The 15,255-nt window shown below is 73.8% G+C and carries 16 protein-coding genes and 1 pseudogene; 11 read left to right on the top strand and 6 right to left on the bottom strand.

Going from position 1 to position 15,255, the window contains the following annotated elements:
• Positions 1-69 precede the first annotated feature (69 nt).
• Both ACYQ1L_RS12495 and ACYQ1L_RS12490 read right to left on the bottom strand, forming a co-directional pair.
• Positions 70-156 (bottom strand): annotated as a pseudogene (locus tag ACYQ1L_RS12495) (GyrI-like domain-containing protein); the annotation flags it as partial.
• Between the two features lie 43 nt (positions 157-199).
• Positions 200-547, bottom strand: coding sequence for a hypothetical protein (locus tag ACYQ1L_RS12490; protein WP_460004426.1), 348 nt, complete (start codon positions 545-547; stop codon positions 200-202).
• Positions 548-680: 133 nt separating this feature from the next.
• On the opposite strand from ACYQ1L_RS12490, the gene ACYQ1L_RS12485 reads away from it, so the two are divergent.
• Together ACYQ1L_RS12485 and ACYQ1L_RS12480 are read left to right on the top strand one after the other, a co-directional pair.
• Positions 681-1,202 carry a flavin reductase family protein gene (locus tag ACYQ1L_RS12485; protein WP_159575634.1) on the top strand — a complete coding sequence of 174 codons (522 nt, stop codon included), beginning with the start codon at positions 681-683 and terminating at the stop codon, positions 1,200-1,202.
• Between the two features lie 54 nt (positions 1,203-1,256).
• The gene (locus tag ACYQ1L_RS12480; RefSeq protein ID WP_460004425.1) at positions 1,257-1,634 is read left to right on the top strand and encodes a hypothetical protein; all 378 of its coding nucleotides are present in this window, start codon (positions 1,257-1,259) and stop codon (positions 1,632-1,634) included.
• Positions 1,635-1,676: 42 nt separating this feature from the next.
• Here ACYQ1L_RS12480 and ACYQ1L_RS12475 read toward each other — a convergent pair whose 3' ends face one another.
• The 3 genes from ACYQ1L_RS12475 to ACYQ1L_RS12465 all read right to left on the bottom strand — a co-directional run bounded on the left by ACYQ1L_RS12475 (position 1,677) and on the right by ACYQ1L_RS12465 (position 7,632).
• Positions 1,677-5,153, bottom strand: a complete 3,477-nt coding sequence (locus tag ACYQ1L_RS12475; protein WP_460005816.1) for an error-prone DNA polymerase — start codon at positions 5,151-5,153, stop codon at positions 1,677-1,679.
• Between the two features lie 101 nt (positions 5,154-5,254).
• Positions 5,255-6,838, bottom strand: a complete 1,584-nt coding sequence (locus ACYQ1L_RS12470; RefSeq protein ID WP_460004424.1) for a DNA polymerase Y family protein — start codon at positions 6,836-6,838, stop codon at positions 5,255-5,257.
• The gene (locus ACYQ1L_RS12465; RefSeq protein ID WP_460004423.1) at positions 6,835-7,632 is read right to left on the bottom strand and encodes a hypothetical protein; all 798 of its coding nucleotides are present in this window, start codon (positions 7,630-7,632) and stop codon (positions 6,835-6,837) included. The genes ACYQ1L_RS12470 and ACYQ1L_RS12465 overlap by 4 nt, the downstream gene beginning before the upstream one ends.
• A 114-nt stretch (positions 7,633-7,746) precedes the next feature.
• Between ACYQ1L_RS12465 and ACYQ1L_RS12460 the strand changes: the two genes are divergently transcribed.
• The 3 genes from ACYQ1L_RS12460 (at position 7,747) to ACYQ1L_RS12450 (ending at position 9,646) form a co-directional block, all read left to right on the top strand.
• Positions 7,747-8,037: a DUF1905 domain-containing protein gene (locus ACYQ1L_RS12460; RefSeq protein WP_460004422.1), complete on the top strand. Its 291-nt coding sequence runs from the start codon at positions 7,747-7,749 to the stop codon at positions 8,035-8,037.
• A 114-nt stretch (positions 8,038-8,151) separates the two neighbouring features.
• Positions 8,152-9,006, top strand: coding sequence for a Rieske (2Fe-2S) protein (locus ACYQ1L_RS12455; protein ID WP_460004421.1), 855 nt, complete (start codon positions 8,152-8,154; stop codon positions 9,004-9,006).
• Between the two features lie 7 nt (positions 9,007-9,013).
• A complete protein-coding gene (locus tag ACYQ1L_RS12450) occupies positions 9,014-9,646 on the top strand; it encodes a UdgX family uracil-DNA binding protein (RefSeq protein ID WP_460004420.1) in 633 nt (210 codons plus the stop codon).
• A 113-nt stretch (positions 9,647-9,759) separates the two neighbouring features.
• Here ACYQ1L_RS12450 and ACYQ1L_RS12445 read toward each other — a convergent pair whose 3' ends face one another.
• A complete protein-coding gene (locus tag ACYQ1L_RS12445; protein WP_460004419.1) occupies positions 9,760-10,653 on the bottom strand; it encodes a DUF72 domain-containing protein in 894 nt (297 codons plus the stop codon).
• A gap of 149 nt (positions 10,654-10,802) precedes the next feature.
• Between ACYQ1L_RS12445 and ACYQ1L_RS12440 the strand changes: the two genes are divergently transcribed.
• The 6 genes from ACYQ1L_RS12440 (at position 10,803) to ACYQ1L_RS12415 (ending at position 15,226) form a co-directional block, all read left to right on the top strand.
• Entirely contained in the window at positions 10,803-11,273 is a 471-nt protein-coding gene (locus ACYQ1L_RS12440; protein WP_460004418.1) for a prepilin peptidase, read from the top strand.
• Positions 11,274-11,311: 38 nt separating this feature from the next.
• Positions 11,312-11,524 carry a response regulator gene (locus ACYQ1L_RS12435; RefSeq protein ID WP_159575642.1) on the top strand — a complete coding sequence of 71 codons (213 nt, stop codon included), beginning with the start codon at positions 11,312-11,314 and terminating at the stop codon, positions 11,522-11,524.
• Complete coding sequence (locus tag ACYQ1L_RS12430; protein ID WP_460004417.1) at positions 11,517-12,131, top strand: CYTH domain-containing protein; 615 nt, start codon at positions 11,517-11,519, stop codon at positions 12,129-12,131. The genes ACYQ1L_RS12435 and ACYQ1L_RS12430 overlap by 8 nt, the downstream gene beginning before the upstream one ends.
• An 84-nt stretch (positions 12,132-12,215) precedes the next feature.
• Positions 12,216-13,370, top strand: a complete 1,155-nt coding sequence (locus tag ACYQ1L_RS12425) for a type III polyketide synthase (protein WP_460004416.1) — start codon at positions 12,216-12,218, stop codon at positions 13,368-13,370.
• Positions 13,360-14,100 carry a methyltransferase domain-containing protein gene (locus ACYQ1L_RS12420; protein WP_460004415.1) on the top strand — a complete coding sequence of 247 codons (741 nt, stop codon included), beginning with the start codon at positions 13,360-13,362 and terminating at the stop codon, positions 14,098-14,100. Before ACYQ1L_RS12425 ends, ACYQ1L_RS12420 begins: the two co-directional genes overlap by 11 nt.
• Positions 14,087-15,226 carry an FAD-dependent oxidoreductase gene (locus ACYQ1L_RS12415; protein WP_460004414.1) on the top strand — a complete coding sequence of 380 codons (1,140 nt, stop codon included), beginning with the start codon at positions 14,087-14,089 and terminating at the stop codon, positions 15,224-15,226. The genes ACYQ1L_RS12420 and ACYQ1L_RS12415 overlap by 14 nt, the downstream gene beginning before the upstream one ends.
• The last annotated feature ends 29 nt before the right edge of the window (positions 15,227-15,255 follow it).

Below are 15,255 nucleotides of genomic sequence, written 5' to 3'. Positions count from 1 at the left end.
GGTACCGCGGGTCGTGAGGGAAGGGGAGAGGCGGTGCAGCGCGTCGCGCCCGTTCCGCCTCGTGGCGGATCAGGCGTGCACGACGGGCTGCCGGAGGATCGTGCGGCGCTTCTCGGGGGCCACTCGGCGGGCGTCGCTGAGGTAGACCTCATGATGCACGGGGTGCCGACATGGCCGGCTCATCGGTTCTCGGGAGACCTCACGCCCCGCTCGGGCGACCGAGCTCGAACAACACGACCGCACCGACGCCCATCGCCGCTCCCACGACCATGGCGAACACGCCCCACATCAAGGCCCTTTCGGATCCGGGCAGTCCGCGCAGGTCGTCGTGGTCCATGACCTTGGCGAGTCCGAAGAGGAAGATCCCGAGCGCCGCCGATCCCATCCAGGCCAGCAGCAGCCAGGCGGCCTGCACGAAGATGTTGATCCCCGCGAGGATGCCGCCGAGTGTGAGGAGAGGCGTGTGCAGCAGGACGGCGGCGATGTAGACGAGCTTGTAGGGCATGCCGTGCTCGCGGATCACCGCGTCGTCGTCGAAAGCATCCATGGGCTCAGCCTGCCACGAGGCTGCGCGGCCGATGACCGAGTGAGACGGGAGCGGAGCCGAGGACCCCGGAACAGGCATAGCGTGGAGGGTGAGCGCGAACGCTGCGCCCGTGGCAACGACAGAGAGAAGCAGGATGAGCAGTTCCGGCCTGGAAGAGGACGTCACCGAGAAGTTCAAAGGGGCGTTCCGTCACCACCCCGCAGGCGTGGCGCTGGTGACGGGGGTCGCCCCCGACGGCCCCGTCGGTCTCACGCTCTCGAGCGTCGCCTCGGTGAGCGCCGACCCCGCCGTGCTCGTCTTCTCGGTCACCCGTGCCACCGGCAGCGCGGGTGGGATCCTCGCCGCGCCCAGCGCACTGGTGCACTTCCTCGTGGCGGGGCAGGAGCCGATCGCGGACGCGTTCGCCCGCTCCGGTCAGCCGCGCTTCACGCCTGAGCAGGGGTTCCGCACCCTCCCCACGGGAGAGCCGTTCCTGCCCTCCGCCCGGGTCGCGGTGCGCGGCACGATCCGGGAGACGCACCGCGTCGGTCCGTCGTCACTCGTGCTGCTCGACGTGCTCGACGTCATCGAGGGCACCCCCGGCGCGCCGCTGCTCTACGTCGACCGGCATTACGCCAGCCTCGCCCCGTCCAGTGCCGAGGCCGCGCAGGGCTGAGCGCGGTCGCCGGCGACGCTTGCCCGCAGGGCCGTTCTGAACGAAGGTGGAGCCATGGCCGTGACCCTGATCCTGCCGTTGCCCGCGCCGCTCGGCGTGGGGCGCGTCGTGGTGGTCGACGAGGACGCCGGCGCCGTGCGGATCCGCGATCTGACCACGGGCGTCGTCTACCGGGTGCCCGGCTCGGTGCTGCCCGAGCTCGGCGCCCTGCCCTGGCGCGGCCGCGTGGAGGCGTGCACGGTGCTCGCGACCGAGGGGGGCGTGGTCACCGAGCTCGCGCTCGATGCGGTCCCCGGCGGGGCGGTCGACCTGCGGGGGTCGGCCGTCGCACTCGAGGGCGCCGAGGAGGCGGCGGCCGCGGCCAAGGCGCAGGCCGCGATCTGGGGCGGCACGGACCGTCCGCCTCAGGAGGAGGCGCCGCGCTTCTGGTGAGCGCGGACGCGCGCGGATTCCCCGGGTGGGCCGGATCCGCCGTCATTGGAAGTCCCGGGAGTGGTGCGGCACGCCCACCTGCAGCGCCTCGAACGCGTCGGCGAGCAGATTGGTGACCCCTTCGGGAGAGCGCTCCAGGATGCCGCGCACGATCAGCGCGGGTGACTCCCGCGCGATCCGGCGATAGCGCAGCCACACCCCCTGGGTGCAGATGACGTTCACCAGTCCGTGCTCGTCCTCCAGGTTGAGGAAGGTGACTCCGCCCGCCGTGGACGGACGCTGCCGGTGCGTCACCAGGCCCGCCGTCTCCACCCGGCGGCCGTTCTCGTGGGTGCGCAGCGCGGAGGAGGTGAGCACGCCCCGCGCATCCAGCTCCGGCCGGAAATGCGCGAGCGGATGGTCGTCGGTGGACACCCCGGTGGCCCAGAGGTCGGCGGTGAGGAGCTCGTAGCTGGTCTGATCGCCGAACAGCGGCGGCTGCACGGCGACGACCGTGTCCGGCAGGTAGCGGGCGCGGTCCTCCGCAGCGGATCCGGCCAGCCAGATCGCCTCGCGCCGCTGCAGTCCGAGGGAGTCGAAGGCCCCGGCAGTGGCGAGGGACTCCACCTGGGCCGCGGTGAGATCCGTCCGCCGCACGAGGTCGTTCAGGTCGCGGTACGGCCCCCGGGCGTCGCGCTCGGCCACGATCCGCTCCGCCGTCTTCTCGCCGATGCCGGTGACGCCCGCGAGACCCAGGCGCACGGCGAAGCGGCCGTCCCGCCGGTGCGCCAGGGTCTCGTCCGGAGCCTTCGGATCGAACGGATCCGGCTGTACACCCGCGGGCCGTGCCGGAAGCTGATGCGCACAGGCGTCCAGGCCGGTGAGCCCGGTCACGGCGGGATCCACCGGCTCCAGGGTCTCGGTCGCGCCCGACAGCCGGATGTCGGGACGCTTCACTTCGACTCCGTGCCGCCGGGCGTCGCCGGTGAGGGTCGCGGCGGAGTAGAAGCCCATGGGCTGGGAGCGCAGCAGGCCGGCGAGGAACGCCGCGGGGTAGTGCAGCTTGAGCCAGGAGCTCGCGTACACGAGCAGCGCGAAGGAGAGGGAGTGCGACTCCGCGAAGCCGAAGTCGGAGAACGCCTGGATCTGCGCGTAGATGCGGTCGGCGGTCTCCTCGTCCAGTCCGTGCCGGCGCATGCCGGCGTAGAGGCTGTCGCGGATCCGGTCGATCTTCTCCAGGCCCCGTTTGGATCCCATCGCACGGCGCAGCGTGTCGGCCTCGTCGGCGGTGCAGTCGCCGAGGGTGGTCGCCATCTGGATGAGCTGCTCCTGGAACACCGGGATGCCCAGGGTGCGCTCGAGCACCGGCTTCAGCTTCGGGTGAGCGTAGGTGACCGTCTCCTGGCCGAGCTTGCGGCGCACGAACGGATGCACCGCGCCGCCTTGGATGGGGCCGGGGCGGATGAGGGCGATCTGGATCGCGAGCTCGTAGAACTCCCGCGGCTGCAGGCGGGGGAGCAGCCCCATCTGGGCGCGGGACTCGACCTGGAACACCCCGATCGTGTCGCCGCGGCAGAGCATGTCGTAGACCGCCGGCTCCTCCTTCGGCAGGGAGTCCAGCGTCCACTCTTCGCCGGTGGCCTCGCGGACGAGGTCGAAGCAGTGCCGTAGCGCGGAGAGCATCCCGAGCCCGAGCAGGTCGAACTTCACCAGCCCCATCCATGCCGCCGCATCCTTGTCCCACTGGATGACGGTGCGCTTGTCCATGCGGGCGTGCTCCACGGGCACGACCTCGCCGACCGGCCGCCGGGTGAGCACCATGCCGCCGGAGTGGATCCCCAGATGGCGGGGTGCGCGCAGCAGCTCGTCGGCGTAGGCGACCACCTGCTCCGGGATGTCGTGGTCGGGGACGGGGCTGAGATCCAGCCCCCAGCGCTCCACCTGACGGGACCAGGCGTCCTGCTGACCGGGGGAGTGCCCGAGCGCCCTGGCCATGTCGCGCACCGCGTTCTTCGGGCGGTACTGGATGACGTTCGCGACCTGCGCCGCGTTCTCCCGGCCGTAGGTGTCGTACACCCACTGGATGATCTCCTCGCGCCGGCCCGAGTCGAAGTCGACGTCGATGTCGGGCTCCTCGGTGCGGGTGGTGGCGAGGAAGCGCTCGAAGGGCAGCCCGTACCGGATCGGATCCACCGCGGTGATGCCGAGCAGGTAGCAGACCACGCTCGCGGCGGCGGAACCGCGGCCCTGGCAGAGGATCCCGCGGTCCTTCGCCTCCTTGACGATCCCGTGCACGATGAGGAAGTAGCCGGGGAAGTCCTTCTCCTCGATCACGTCCAGCTCGCGGGCGATGCGGGCACGGCCCTCGGCGCTGAGCTGCTCGGGAGTGCCCTCCGGATAGACCGAGGGCACCGCCGCCCAGACCAGCGCGCGCAGATGGCTCATCGGGGTCTCGCCGGCGGGCACAGCCATCGTGGGCAGAGCCGGCTTGGCGTGCCGCAGCGGGAAGGCGCATGCCTCGGCGATCTCCAGGCCGTGCGCGATCGCCCCCGGGTAACGGGCGAAGCGCGCCGTCATCTCCGCGCCGGAGCGCAGGTGCGCCGAGCCGTGCGCCGGCAGCCAGCCCTCGAGCTCGCGCATGCTGCGGGTGGCGCGCACCGCGGCGATCGCTTCGGCGAGCTCGGCCCGGTCGGGCGTGGCGTAGTGCACGTTGTTCGTGGCGACCACGGGCAGACGGCACCGGGCGGCGAGCTCGGCGAGGACGTCGTTGCGGCGGGTGTCCAGAGGATCGCCGTGGTCGATGAGCTCCACGGCGACCCGGTCCGCGCCGAACAGGTCGACGAGGGTGCGCAGCGCCCGCTCCGCACCCTCGGGCCCCTCCCGCTCCAGGGCGGAGCGGACGGCACCCTTGCGGCAGCCGGTGAGGATGGTCCAGTGCCCCTCGGCACGGTTCGCGAGGGACTCGATGTCGTAGAACGGTCGCCCCTTCTCGCCGCCGCGCAGCTGCGCCTCGGTGATCGCGGCCGACAGGCGGTGATAGCCCTCCTCACCGCGGGCGAGCACGAGCAGGTGCTCGCCGAGCGGATCCGGCAGGCCGCGGCGCTCCGGGGGCGGTCGCCGGCTTCGGCGAGGGCCCGGGTCGTCCTGGTCGGGACCGGGAAGCGACAGCTCCGCGCCGAACACCGTCTGCAGCGGCGGACCGGGGGGCTCCGCGTCCGCCGCGCCGGTGCCGGTTCCGCGGGTGTCGGCCCCCTCTGCGGCTGCTCCGCCGGTCTCGGCGTGCTTGTCGGGCTCGACGTCCTTGTCAGCGGCCAGGAGGGATTCCGCGGCCTCGGCGAAGGCCGCGGCGCCGTAGAAGCCGTCGTGGTCGGTGATCGCGAGGGCGGTGAGCCCCAGCCGCTGCGCTTCGGCGATGAGGTGCTCGGGGGAGGACGCCCCGTCGAGGAAGGAGTACGAGGAGTGCGCGTGCAGCTCGGCGTAGGGCACGGCGTCGGCAGGGCGCGGGATCCGGCCCAGCCGGATCGGCGGGCGCTTGTGCATCCGGGACGGGGCGTCCACGGCGATCTGCTGATGCAGCGGCTCCTTTCCGCTGAGGGTGCGCTCCAGGGCCGACCAGGACATGTCGGGGTTGTGGAAGCCCATCAGTGATACCTCCCTTCGGCCAGCCAGCGCCCGTTGGGGGTGGCGCCGGCATCGGCCCCGTCACTGCGGTCGTCGACATGCAGCACGAGCCACGCCCTGTCCTGCTCGTCGACGAGCTGCAGGCGCTCGCCGCGGAGCGCGCCGGCCGGATCCCCGCGCCGGTCCCGCACCGGCCACGGCCCCGCCCAGGACCGCACCGCGCAGGAGTCCACCGCCGCCGGCGCCGCGCTGAGCAGTCCGCGTGCGTCGACGGTGACCGGGGTGCCGTCGGCCGCGGTCACCGCGATCGGCCGGGGCGGGGTGAACACCTCCGCGGGCAGCGGCTCCGGCAGCTGCCCCGGCCAGGGCTGGTCGGCAGGACGCGCCGGAACCGCCCGCTCGCCCCAGGGGGTGAGCTGCTGCCGGTCGGCGATGAGGCGCCCTCCGGCGACGACCGCGGTGACCACGCCCTCGTGCCCGAGCAGGGTCTGCACCCGGGAGACGGCGTGGTGCAGCCGTTCGTCGGTGCCGGAGCCGAACAGGCCCGGCTGATGGTGGGCGGCGTCGTCGACGGCGACCGGGGCGATCCGCACCCGGACGATGCCGCGGAAGCGGTGCGCCTCGTCGTCGTCGCCGGCTGCGGCGGAGGCCAGCGACTCCAGCTGCCAGCGCACCCGGTCGACGAGGTCGGTGGCCTCGAAGCAGGTCGGATGCAGCCAGGTCCGCGAGGTCACCCCGTCGTCATCGTCCGTGAGGTCGATCCGCACCTCCGTGCACACCAGCGAGGCCTTGGCGAGCGCGAGGATCACGGCGTCCGCGCTCTGCCGCACGGCGAAGGCGATCTGGTCGGACTGGCTCAGAGGCGTCTCGAACTCGACCTCTGCGGCGAGCTCCGGATTCGGCGGTCGCGGCACGACGGGCCGGGAATCCGCTCCCGCCGCGAGCGCGTGCAGGCGCGCCCCGTGCTCGCCGAAGCGCTCCCGCAGCCGTGCCGCACCCAGGGCGGAGAGCTCACCCAGGGTGCGCACGCCGAGGCGGAGCAGCAGCCCCGTCACCTCCGGATCCTGCAGCGCCTGCACGGGCAGCGGAGCGAGGAACGCCGCGGACGCCCCCGCGCCGACCACGAGCACCGGATCCGCCCCGCGTGCGGCGAGCTCCGCGGTGAACGGGCCGTCCGCGATCCCGATCCGCACATCGGGGTGCCCCGACGCCGCGAGCAGGGCGTGCAGGGCGCGGGCCGCCTCCTCCTCGCCGCCGTGGAAGCGGGCGACCCCGCGGGCGCGGAGCAGGGCGAGCCCGGGGCGGAGCAGCTGCACGCCGGGGGCCTGCGCCTCGATCAGCCGCAGCACGGGGAGGAACGCGCGTTCGTCCCGTGCCGGATCCGCGGGCACGATCCGCAGGCTCGGCACCAGTCCCTGCGCCTCGCGGCGACGCTGCCCGATCCGCACCCCCTGTGCGCGCGCCGCCGCGCTGCAGGCGACGACGCGGTTGGCGTGCAGGATCGCCGCGGGCGCCGCAGCCTCGGCGCCCAGTGCCGCGTGCAGCGGCCAGTCGGGGAACCACAGCACGATCACCCGCACCGGCTCCCGCACCGGGGCGCTCATCCGGCCACCGCCAGGAGCTCGCGCGCCTCGGCGCGCCGGCGGGCCTCGGACGGCGCGGACGGGCGCTGATCCTCGCGCACCGCGGGGAGCGGGACGAGCCGGGGCGCGGCCGGGGAGACCGGCTCGATCGTGCCGTGGGCTCCCGGCAGCCGCACGCGCACGCTCTGCGGCACGGGGGAGCGCCGGGTGTGCGCGGTGACCGTCACCTCGCACTCCTCCAGCGCGCCCCAGCCGTCGCCGAGCCCCTGCCAGTGCGGGTCGTGCACGCGGATCGACCCCTCGCTCTGCGGCCAGGCCGCGGGGGAGACCACGAGCAGCGTGCAGCCGCGATCGCGCAGCCGGGCGTGCAGCCGGCTCAGCTCCGCCTCCCGGGCGGCGGACGAGGGGCGGACCGCGATGAGCGGGACCACCTCGCTCAGCGCCGAGACGACAGCGAGCCAGCGGGCGCCCGGCGCGGGGACGAGGAGGAGCCGGTCCAGCTCGACGCCGTGCCCGGCCAGCGCCTCCACGCCCAGGGTGGGCATGCCGACGGCGGCGCACCAGGCGCCGGTGCGGGAGGCGCCGGCGAGCAGCGCGCCGATGAGCCCGGGGGAGGGGGAGAGGGAGTACGCGGTCCCGACCTGCAGTCCGCCCTCGGGGAGGATCGGCTCGAGCGCTGAGGGCACCGGGATCAGCGGCAGATCGCTGCGCCGGCGCTGCATCCGGGTGATCTCCCGACGCAGGCGCAGCACATCCGCGACCCGGTCGTCGGTGTCGGCGGCGGGGGCGATCATGGAACCGAGAGTCATCCCCATGCACTCCATTCTCGAATATCTCTTCGAATACTGCAACGGCAAGGATGACGATAATCCGTACATCCGACATGGCCGAATCGACGCGGATCCCGGGGTGCGGGTTACGGTGAACCCATGCGGATCGAGTTCGACAGCGACGTGTGGCGGTGGGCCGCACGCACCGATTCCTGGTTCTTCGCCTCCGTGCCGGAGGAGCTGTCTGCCGAGATCCACGAGCTGCCGGCGCCGCCGCGCGGCTTCTCCTCGCTGCGCGTGCAGGCGCGGATCGGCCTGACCCGCTGGCGCACGTCGATCTTCTACAACGGCAGCGCCTACGTCCTGCCGCTGAAGCGGGCGGTGCGCGAGGCCGAGGGTTTCGGCGAGGGCGACACCATCGTCGTGGAGCTCGAGATCCTCGATCTCTGACCGACGCGGCGCGGGGCGACTGCCTCCTGCGGGGCCGTGTGTCAAGCCGTTGACCCTCGTCGACCTCGCGGGTAGACAGGAGGTTCCGGCGACACGGTGCGGAGGAGGGATCCCATGCGAGTGACTTCGGCGATGCAGTCCCTGATCCGGAAGATCGGGAAGACCAGAGGGCTCGATCCTGCGGCGGAGAAGCTCAGCGGGTGGGTCGACGCCGCGACCCGGTCCCCGGCCGTGAAGAACGCGCTCTCCGGATCCTGGCTCGGCCACCAAGCGCATCCGATGCTCACCGACCTGCCGATCGGCGCGTGGGGCGCAGCCACCGTGCTCGACCTCACCGGTGCGGATCCGGCCGCCTCGCGCCGCCTCGTCGGCCTCGGTATCCTCGCGTCGGCACCGACGGCCGCTGCGGGCGCCTCCGACTGGTCGGCGATGTACGGGCCGGCCAAGCGGGTGGGACTCATCCACGCGGCCGCGAACGCGACCGCCTCCGCTCTGCAGATCACGTCCTGGTTCGTGCGGCGCCGCGGGCACCACGGAGCGGGCACGACGCTCAGCCTGCTGGGGCTCGGGCTCACGCTCACCTCGTCCTATCTGGGCGGTCACCTGTCGCTCGTGCGCGGCACCGGTGTCAACCACACCGCCTTCCAGCCGACGGTGCGGCGCTGGACCGACGTCGGCGCCGACGCCGACCTCGCCGAGGGCGCGCGGACGCGGGTGGTGGTGGACGACGTCCCGGTGCTGCTCATGCGCATCAGCTCCCGGCTGCACGCGATCTCCGCGGTCTGCACGCATGCCGGTGGACCGCTGGACGAGGGCGAGCTGGGGGCGGACGGGTGCATCACCTGTCCGTGGCACGGCAGCAGGTTCCGCGTCGAGGACGGCGCGGTGCGCCGTGGACCCGCGAGCGTGCCGCAGCCGCGCTGGGAGGCGAAGGTCGAGGACGGGCGGATCCTGCTCCGCTCCGCCTGAGCGCATCATGCCGGAGACCGAGGATGCGCGCCCCTGGGTCCCGTCCGATGGCGGGATCGACGATCTGCGCACAGCGGCGACGGGCTGTCACGGCTGCGAGCTGTGGCGTGACGCCACCCAGGTCGTGTTCTCGCGCGGAGCGGCCTCAGCCCCGATGATGCTCGTCGGCGAGCAGCCGGGGGACCGTGAGGACCTGAGCGGCGAGCCGTTCGTCGGGCCCGCGGGGCGGCTGCTCACCGAGGTGCTCGACGAGGCCGGGATCGCCGAGGACGAGGTGTATCTCACGAACGCGGTCAAGCACTTCCGCTTCGAGCGCCGGGGCAAGCGGCGGATCCACGAGAAGCCCGCCGTCGCGCACGTCGTCGCCTGCCGCCCCTGGCTGGAGGCGGAGATCGCCGCGGTGCGGCCCGGGGTGATCGTCGCCCTGGGCGCCACCGGCGCCCGCGCGCTGCTGAACCGGACCGTGAGGATCGGCGAGGAGCGGGGGCGCATCCAGGAATCCGCCGGCCCTTCGGCCTCTCCCGTGCTCGTGACGGTGCATCCGTCCAGCCTGCTGCGGCTGCGCGAGGCGGAGGACCGGGCGCGCGGCCGGCGCGGCCTCGCGGACGATCTGCGCCGGGCGCACGACGTCGTGGCCTGATCCCTCCGCGGCGGTGGAAGCCGGCGAGATCGGCGGTCGTCGGAATCCGTCGCCTGCTGACGGCGGGCCGGGATCCGTCGGCGCCGACGACGGGATCCGTCGAGTGCTGTCCCTCAGCGCCGGACGGGGACATCGCCGACCAGGACGGCCAGCGACTCGGCGTCGTGCGGCGCGTGCCCGAGGGCGTCGTTGTCGAAGTACGCGTACACATCGCGAGGTCGGCCGTCGGCCGTGCCGTCCGCCCAGCCGCGGATGTCGTCGGCCCAGCCCCGCAGCTCGGCCGGACCGTAGCCGCTGCGGTAGAGCTCCTCCGCGCCGTGCAGGCGGACGTAGACGAAATCGGCGGTGAGATCGTGGAACCGCGGCCACCGGCCGGCGGTGTCCGCGACGACGAGCGCGATCCCGTGCTCCCGGAGCAGCGCGATGCTCTCTGGCGCGGCGAAGGACGCGGAGCGCGGCTCGATCGCGTGCCGCAGGGGTGCGTCGGCGTCGATGGCGAGCCACTCCCTGCCGGACAGGCGATCATCGTGGCGCCGCGCGAGGGCGAGCGCTTCACCGGTCGAGCGCGGCAGCGCCACCAGGAAGGAGGCCAGCAGGGCGCGGTCGAAGGAGAGGCGCTCGGGGAGCTGCCACAGGATCGGTCCGAGACGGGCGCCGAGGGCGAGCACCCCGGATCCGAAGAAGTTGGCCAGCGCGGTGTCCGCGTCGCGCAGCCGCAGCATGTGCGTGACGTAGCGCGAGCCCTTGACCGCGAAGACGAAGTCCTCCGGCACGCTCTCGGCCCAGCTGCGGAAGCTGGACGGCCGCTGCAGCGAGTAGAAGGTCCCGTTCAGCTCGAGAGTGGAGAAGCGCTCCGCGATGTACGCCAGCTCCCGCCGCTGCGGCAGACCCTTCGGATAGAAGTCGCCGCGCCAGCGCGCGTAGCGCCAGCCCGACACGCCCACGCGCACGCGACCGGTGCGGTGCGGATCCCGTCGCCCCTCCGCGCGGGTGTGCTCTGCAGGCATGCTGACCCCCTCGTCGCGACGGTACCGCGGGGAGGCCGGACGCCCGAGCCCCTTGACGGCGGCGGCTCCGGCACCACGGCCGTCGACGCTGCGCCCCTTTATCCACAGGCTCGCCACGCCCGCCCGGCGGATCTGGGAGGGTGGCCTGCATGGATCCCGCAGGCCTCGTCGTCGTGCTGGCGCACGTCGCGCTGCTCGGGATCGGCGCCTGGCTCATCGTCGTCGACATCGGCACGCACCGGCTTCCCGACCGGATCGTGCTGCCGACGCTCGCGGGTGCGCTGCTGCTCGCGCTCGCCGGCGCGCTGTTCGCGGAGATGGGCTCGCGGATGCTCGGCGCGCTGTGGGGCATGCTGCTGCTCGGCGGCTTCTACGCACTGCTGCGCGCCGTGAGCCGCGGCGGCATGGGCGGCGGCGATGTGAAGCTCGCCGCCCTCATCGGAGCTGTGCTCGGCTGGCACGGGTGGCAGGCGCTCGTCGTCGGCGCGGCGGCCGCGTTCGTGCTCGGCGCCGGATACGCGCTCGGGCTCATCCTGCTGCGCCGCGCCACGGGCTCGACCCACATCGCGTTCGGACCGTGGATGATCGTCGGCGGCGCGCTCGGGGTCGCCGCGGCGTGACCGCGCACGGGGCGACCCCGGGGGATTAGGGTGATCCCATGGCACTCGCACGGCTTCACGGCGGCCCGCTGGACGGGCAGATCATCCCCATCGGATCGGCGGACGACGAGATCGCGATCCCCTACAGCGAGACGCTGCTCGTGTACAACAAGCGCGGCGAGCCGACCCACACGGGTGAGCACGACGGCCCCACCCAGACCGACTACTGGTACCAGGGCTCCCAAGACGACCTCAACCCCGCGGATGTCTGAGCCGTCGCGCACCCTCGAGATCGAGCGCAAGTACGACGTCGACGACAGCACGCCGCTGCCCTCGTGGGACGCGATCCCCGGCGTCGAGGCGGTGACCGCCGGTGAGGCCCGCGCTCTGGACGCGCGCTACTTCGACACCGCGGCCGGAGACCTCGCCCGTGCCGGCGTGGCGCTGCGGCGCCGCACCGGCGGGCCGGACGAGGGCTGGCACGTGAAGGGCCCTCGCACAGGCGACGGGCGAGTCGAGCTGGGCTGGCCGCTGGGGCCGTCGGAGGAGATGCCGCCGCAGGTCGCCGAGGTCGTCGCGCAGTGGACGATGCAGCCGCTGCTGCCGCTCGCGCGCATCGAGAACGACCGCACGGCGTATCTGCTCACCGGGCCCGGCGGTGTGGTCGCCGAGTTCGTCGACGACCGTGTCCGGGCGACCGATCTGCGTCAGGGCGTGCAGCGAGCGTGGCGCGAATGGGAGATGGAGCTCGGCCCTGCCGCGCCCTCGGACGGGGCCGGCCGGAGCGCGTTCTTCCAGGCGGTGGAGCGGGCGGTGGCCGCCGCAGGAGGGCGTCCGTCGCCGTCGGGCTCGAAGCTGGGGCGCGCGCTCGGGTTCTGAGCAGGATCCGGCGGGCCTGCCAGAGGCGGATGAGGATTCGCAAGACCCTTCCTGCAGTGACGGGCGCGTGCTTGAGTGGGCACCATGAGCAGCCCCGCGGTGCTGAGGTCCCTGCAGACGGTCGTGCCGGACACGGTCCTGCACCAGAACGAGGTGCGCGACGTGTTCGCGGCGCAGCCGGAGCTGTCCCGGCTCGCGCGGCGCATCGTGACCGCATCCTTCGACGGATCCGGCATCGACACCCGGCGCACCGTGCTCGACGAGCTCACTCTCGCCGACACGGGCGCGGAGCCCGTCTTCTTCGACCGGTCCAGCGGCACGCTGCTGTCGCCCGCCACGGGTGTCCGCAACGAGATCTACGTGCGCGAGGCGCGCCGGCTGTTCGTCGCCGCCGCGCGCGCAGCCCTCGAGGCCGACCCCGAGATCGGCCCGGGCGACGTCACCCACGTGATCACGGTGTCCTGCACCGGCTTCCACGCCCCGGGTCCGGAGTACGAGATCGTGCGCGCCCTGGGCCTCTCCGACGCGGTGCAGCGCTATCACCTCGGCTTCATGGGGTGCTACGCCTCGATGCCGGCGCTGCGCGCGGCGAGCCAGTTCTGCGCCGCGGATCCGGATGCCGTCGTGCTGGTCGTGAGCGTCGAGCTGTGCACGCTGCACCTGCGCTCCTCGGACGACCCGGACGTCATCGTCGCCTCCTCGCTCTTCGCCGACGGGGCGGCCGCAGGCATCGTCACGGCACGCCCGTCAGCGACGCCCGGCCTGCGGCTGGACCGCTTCCACACCGCGATCGCCCCCGAGGGGGAGAAGGACATGGCGTGGACGATCGGCGACCGCGGCTTCGAGATGATCCTGTCCACCGGCGTCCCGCAGATCATCGGCGAGACGATCGTCGAGGCGCTGCGCCCGCTGTACGCGGGGGAGCTCAGCACGCCGTACCACGACGGCGCGATCGGCGAGCGGGTGCGGCACTGGGCGATCCATCCCGGAGGGCGCAGCATCCTCGACCGGGTGCAGGAGCGGCTGGGGCTCAGCGACGCGCAGCTGCACCCCGCGCGGGAGACGCTGCGGCGCAACGGCAACATGTCCAGCGCCACGGTGCTGTTCGTGCTGCAGCGCATCCTCGAGGAGGAGGGCGCGCGCGACGGCGACCGGGTCTCCGCGATGGCGTTCGGTCCCGGGCTGACCGCGGAGAGCGCGCTGATGACCGTGGTCGGCGCAGAGAGCGATGCGCACTGACCTCTCCGCGCGCGCCGCGGACGTCCGCGAGCTCATGGACGACCCCGACGCGGATCCGCAGATGCTGGAGCGCACCTACCGGCGCTTCGGCGCGATCAACGCGGTCGTCTCGCGCCCGGGGGCGCTCTACCGTGCGGATGTGCGACCGCGTGCCCTGCGCCGCCGGTCCGCGGGCGCAGCGCCCCTGCGCATCCTCGACGTCGGCGCGGGCGGCGGCGACCTGTGCCGGGCGCTCGCCGCGCGCCTGCGCCGGGACCGGCTCGACGCGGAGATCACGGCGCTCGACATCGACCCGCGCGCGGTGGCGTGGGCCGGCGCGCACGACGGCGGCGCCGGCGTCGGGTACCGCTGCGCCCCGGCGGCGGACCTGGTGGAGCGCGGCGAGAGGTTCGACGTCGTGCTGTCGAACCATGTGCTGCACCACCTGGACGACGAGAGCCTCGCGGAGATGCTCGCGACCACACGCGGACTGGTCGCCCCGCACGGCCTCGTCGCGCATCGCGACATCGCCCGCAGCCGGTTCGGGTACGCGGCGTTCGCGGTGGGGACGTGGCCGTTCGCGGGCACGCTGCTCTCCGGATCCTTCATCCGCGAGGATGGGCTGACGAGCATCCGCCGCTCCTACACTGTCGCCGAGCTCGTGGCGATCGCGCCGCCGGGCTGGGTGGTCCGAGGCGGCCTCCCGTCCCGACTGGAGCTGCGCTGGGAACAGGACGATGGCGTCTCCTGACCCGGTGCTCGACCACGAGGTCGTCATCGTCGGAGCAGGGCCCGTGGGGCTGCTGCTGGCCTGCCTGCTCGTCCAGGACGGCGTCGACGTCGTGGTCTGCGAGCAGCGGGAGGGGGAGGATCTGCGCAGCAGGGCGATCGGGATCCATCCGCCGGGCCTCGCCGTGCTCGACCGTGCCGGGATCGGATCCGCAGTCCGCGCCGGGGCGCTGGCGCTCGCCGGCGGCGACGTGCTCAGCCGGGGGAAGGTGCTCGCCTCGCTCGCGTTCCCCTCCGAGCGGCCGGTGCTGGTGCTGCCGCAGCAGCGCACGCACGCCCTGCTGCTGCGGCGGCTCGAGGAGGTGTCGCCGGCGGCCCTGCGGGCGGGCTGCACCGTGCGCGGGGTGCGCGACGAGGGCGGTTTCGTGCGCCTGCGGGTCGACGTCGGCGCCCGGCGACGCGAGCTCAGGGTCGCCTTCGCGGTGCTCGCGGACGGCGTGCGCAGCGGGCTGCGCGCCGAGCTCGGGCTGGGGTGGCGGCGCCGCGCCGGCAGGGCCCGGTATGCGATGGCGGACGTGCCGGATCCCACGGCCGGGTCCAGGGCGCTGCTGCACTGCGGTCCGGGCGGACTGGTCGAGTCGTTCCCGTTGCCCGGAGGTCTCCGGCGCTGGGTCGTGCGCGCCGCCGAGGGGGAGGACCTCACCACGGCGGACGGATTCGGCGCCGCGATCCGCGCGCGCACGGGGACGGATCCGGCGCTCGAATCCGACGTCGTGCCCGTGTCGTTCCTCGCGGCGCAGCACCTCGCCCGCACCCCGGTGCGGGGCAGGATCGCGCTGCTCGGCGATGCCGCGCACGAGATCAGCCCGATCGGCGGCCAGGGCATGAACCTCGGCTGGATGGATGCCGGCCGCCTGGCGACGGCGCTGCGCGCGGCCCTCGCGCGCCGGGACGCGGACCTCGGCGACTATGCGCGCGCGACCCTGCGTGCGGCTCGTGCCGCGCAGCGGCGCAGCGCGTTCTACATGGCGATGGGCGCGCCGGCGCCGGTGCCGGCGGCGCTCGCGCGGGAGAGCCTCATCCGCGCGCTCGGCACCGCGCCGCTGCGTCCCTGGGCCGCCGGCCTGGTCACGATGCGCGGACTCTGAGCGCAGACGACGAGGGCCGGCCACGCGTG

This window comes from Microbacterium xylanilyticum, assembly GCF_054654695.1.
This window is presented reverse-complemented; position numbering and strand designations above follow the sequence as displayed.

Excerpts from the sequence above, each read along its gene's own strand:
- ACYQ1L_RS12485 (WP_159575634.1), top strand. The coding sequence starts at position 681 with ATGAGCAGTTCCGGCCTGGAAGAGGACGTCACCGAGAAGTTCAAAGGG.
- ACYQ1L_RS12465 (WP_460004423.1), bottom strand. The coding sequence starts at position 7,632 with ATGGGGATGACTCTCGGTTCCATGATCGCCCCCGCCGCCGACACCGAC.
- ACYQ1L_RS12435 (WP_159575642.1), top strand. The coding sequence starts at position 11,312 with ATGGCACTCGCACGGCTTCACGGCGGCCCGCTGGACGGGCAGATCATC.
- ACYQ1L_RS12470 (WP_460004424.1), bottom strand. The coding sequence starts at position 6,838 with ATGAGCGCCCCGGTGCGGGAGCCGGTGCGGGTGATCGTGCTGTGGTTC.
- ACYQ1L_RS12430 (WP_460004417.1), top strand. The coding sequence starts at position 11,517 with ATGTCTGAGCCGTCGCGCACCCTCGAGATCGAGCGCAAGTACGACGTC.
- ACYQ1L_RS12415 (WP_460004414.1), top strand. The coding sequence starts at position 14,087 with ATGGCGTCTCCTGACCCGGTGCTCGACCACGAGGTCGTCATCGTCGGA.
- ACYQ1L_RS12420 (WP_460004415.1), top strand. The coding sequence starts at position 13,360 with ATGCGCACTGACCTCTCCGCGCGCGCCGCGGACGTCCGCGAGCTCATG.
- ACYQ1L_RS12475 (WP_460005816.1), bottom strand. The coding sequence starts at position 5,153 with ATGCACAAGCGCCCGCCGATCCGGCTGGGCCGGATCCCGCGCCCTGCC.
- ACYQ1L_RS12440 (WP_460004418.1), top strand. The coding sequence starts at position 10,803 with ATGGATCCCGCAGGCCTCGTCGTCGTGCTGGCGCACGTCGCGCTGCTC.
- ACYQ1L_RS12480 (WP_460004425.1), top strand. The coding sequence starts at position 1,257 with ATGGCCGTGACCCTGATCCTGCCGTTGCCCGCGCCGCTCGGCGTGGGG.
- ACYQ1L_RS12460 (WP_460004422.1), top strand. The coding sequence starts at position 7,747 with ATGCGGATCGAGTTCGACAGCGACGTGTGGCGGTGGGCCGCACGCACC.
- ACYQ1L_RS12445 (WP_460004419.1), bottom strand. The coding sequence starts at position 10,653 with ATGCCTGCAGAGCACACCCGCGCGGAGGGGCGACGGGATCCGCACCGC.
- ACYQ1L_RS12425 (WP_460004416.1), top strand. The coding sequence starts at position 12,216 with ATGAGCAGCCCCGCGGTGCTGAGGTCCCTGCAGACGGTCGTGCCGGAC.
- ACYQ1L_RS12455 (WP_460004421.1), top strand. The coding sequence starts at position 8,152 with ATGCGAGTGACTTCGGCGATGCAGTCCCTGATCCGGAAGATCGGGAAG.
- ACYQ1L_RS12450 (WP_460004420.1), top strand. The coding sequence starts at position 9,014 with ATGCCGGAGACCGAGGATGCGCGCCCCTGGGTCCCGTCCGATGGCGGG.
- ACYQ1L_RS12490 (WP_460004426.1), bottom strand. The coding sequence starts at position 547 with ATGGATGCTTTCGACGACGACGCGGTGATCCGCGAGCACGGCATGCCC.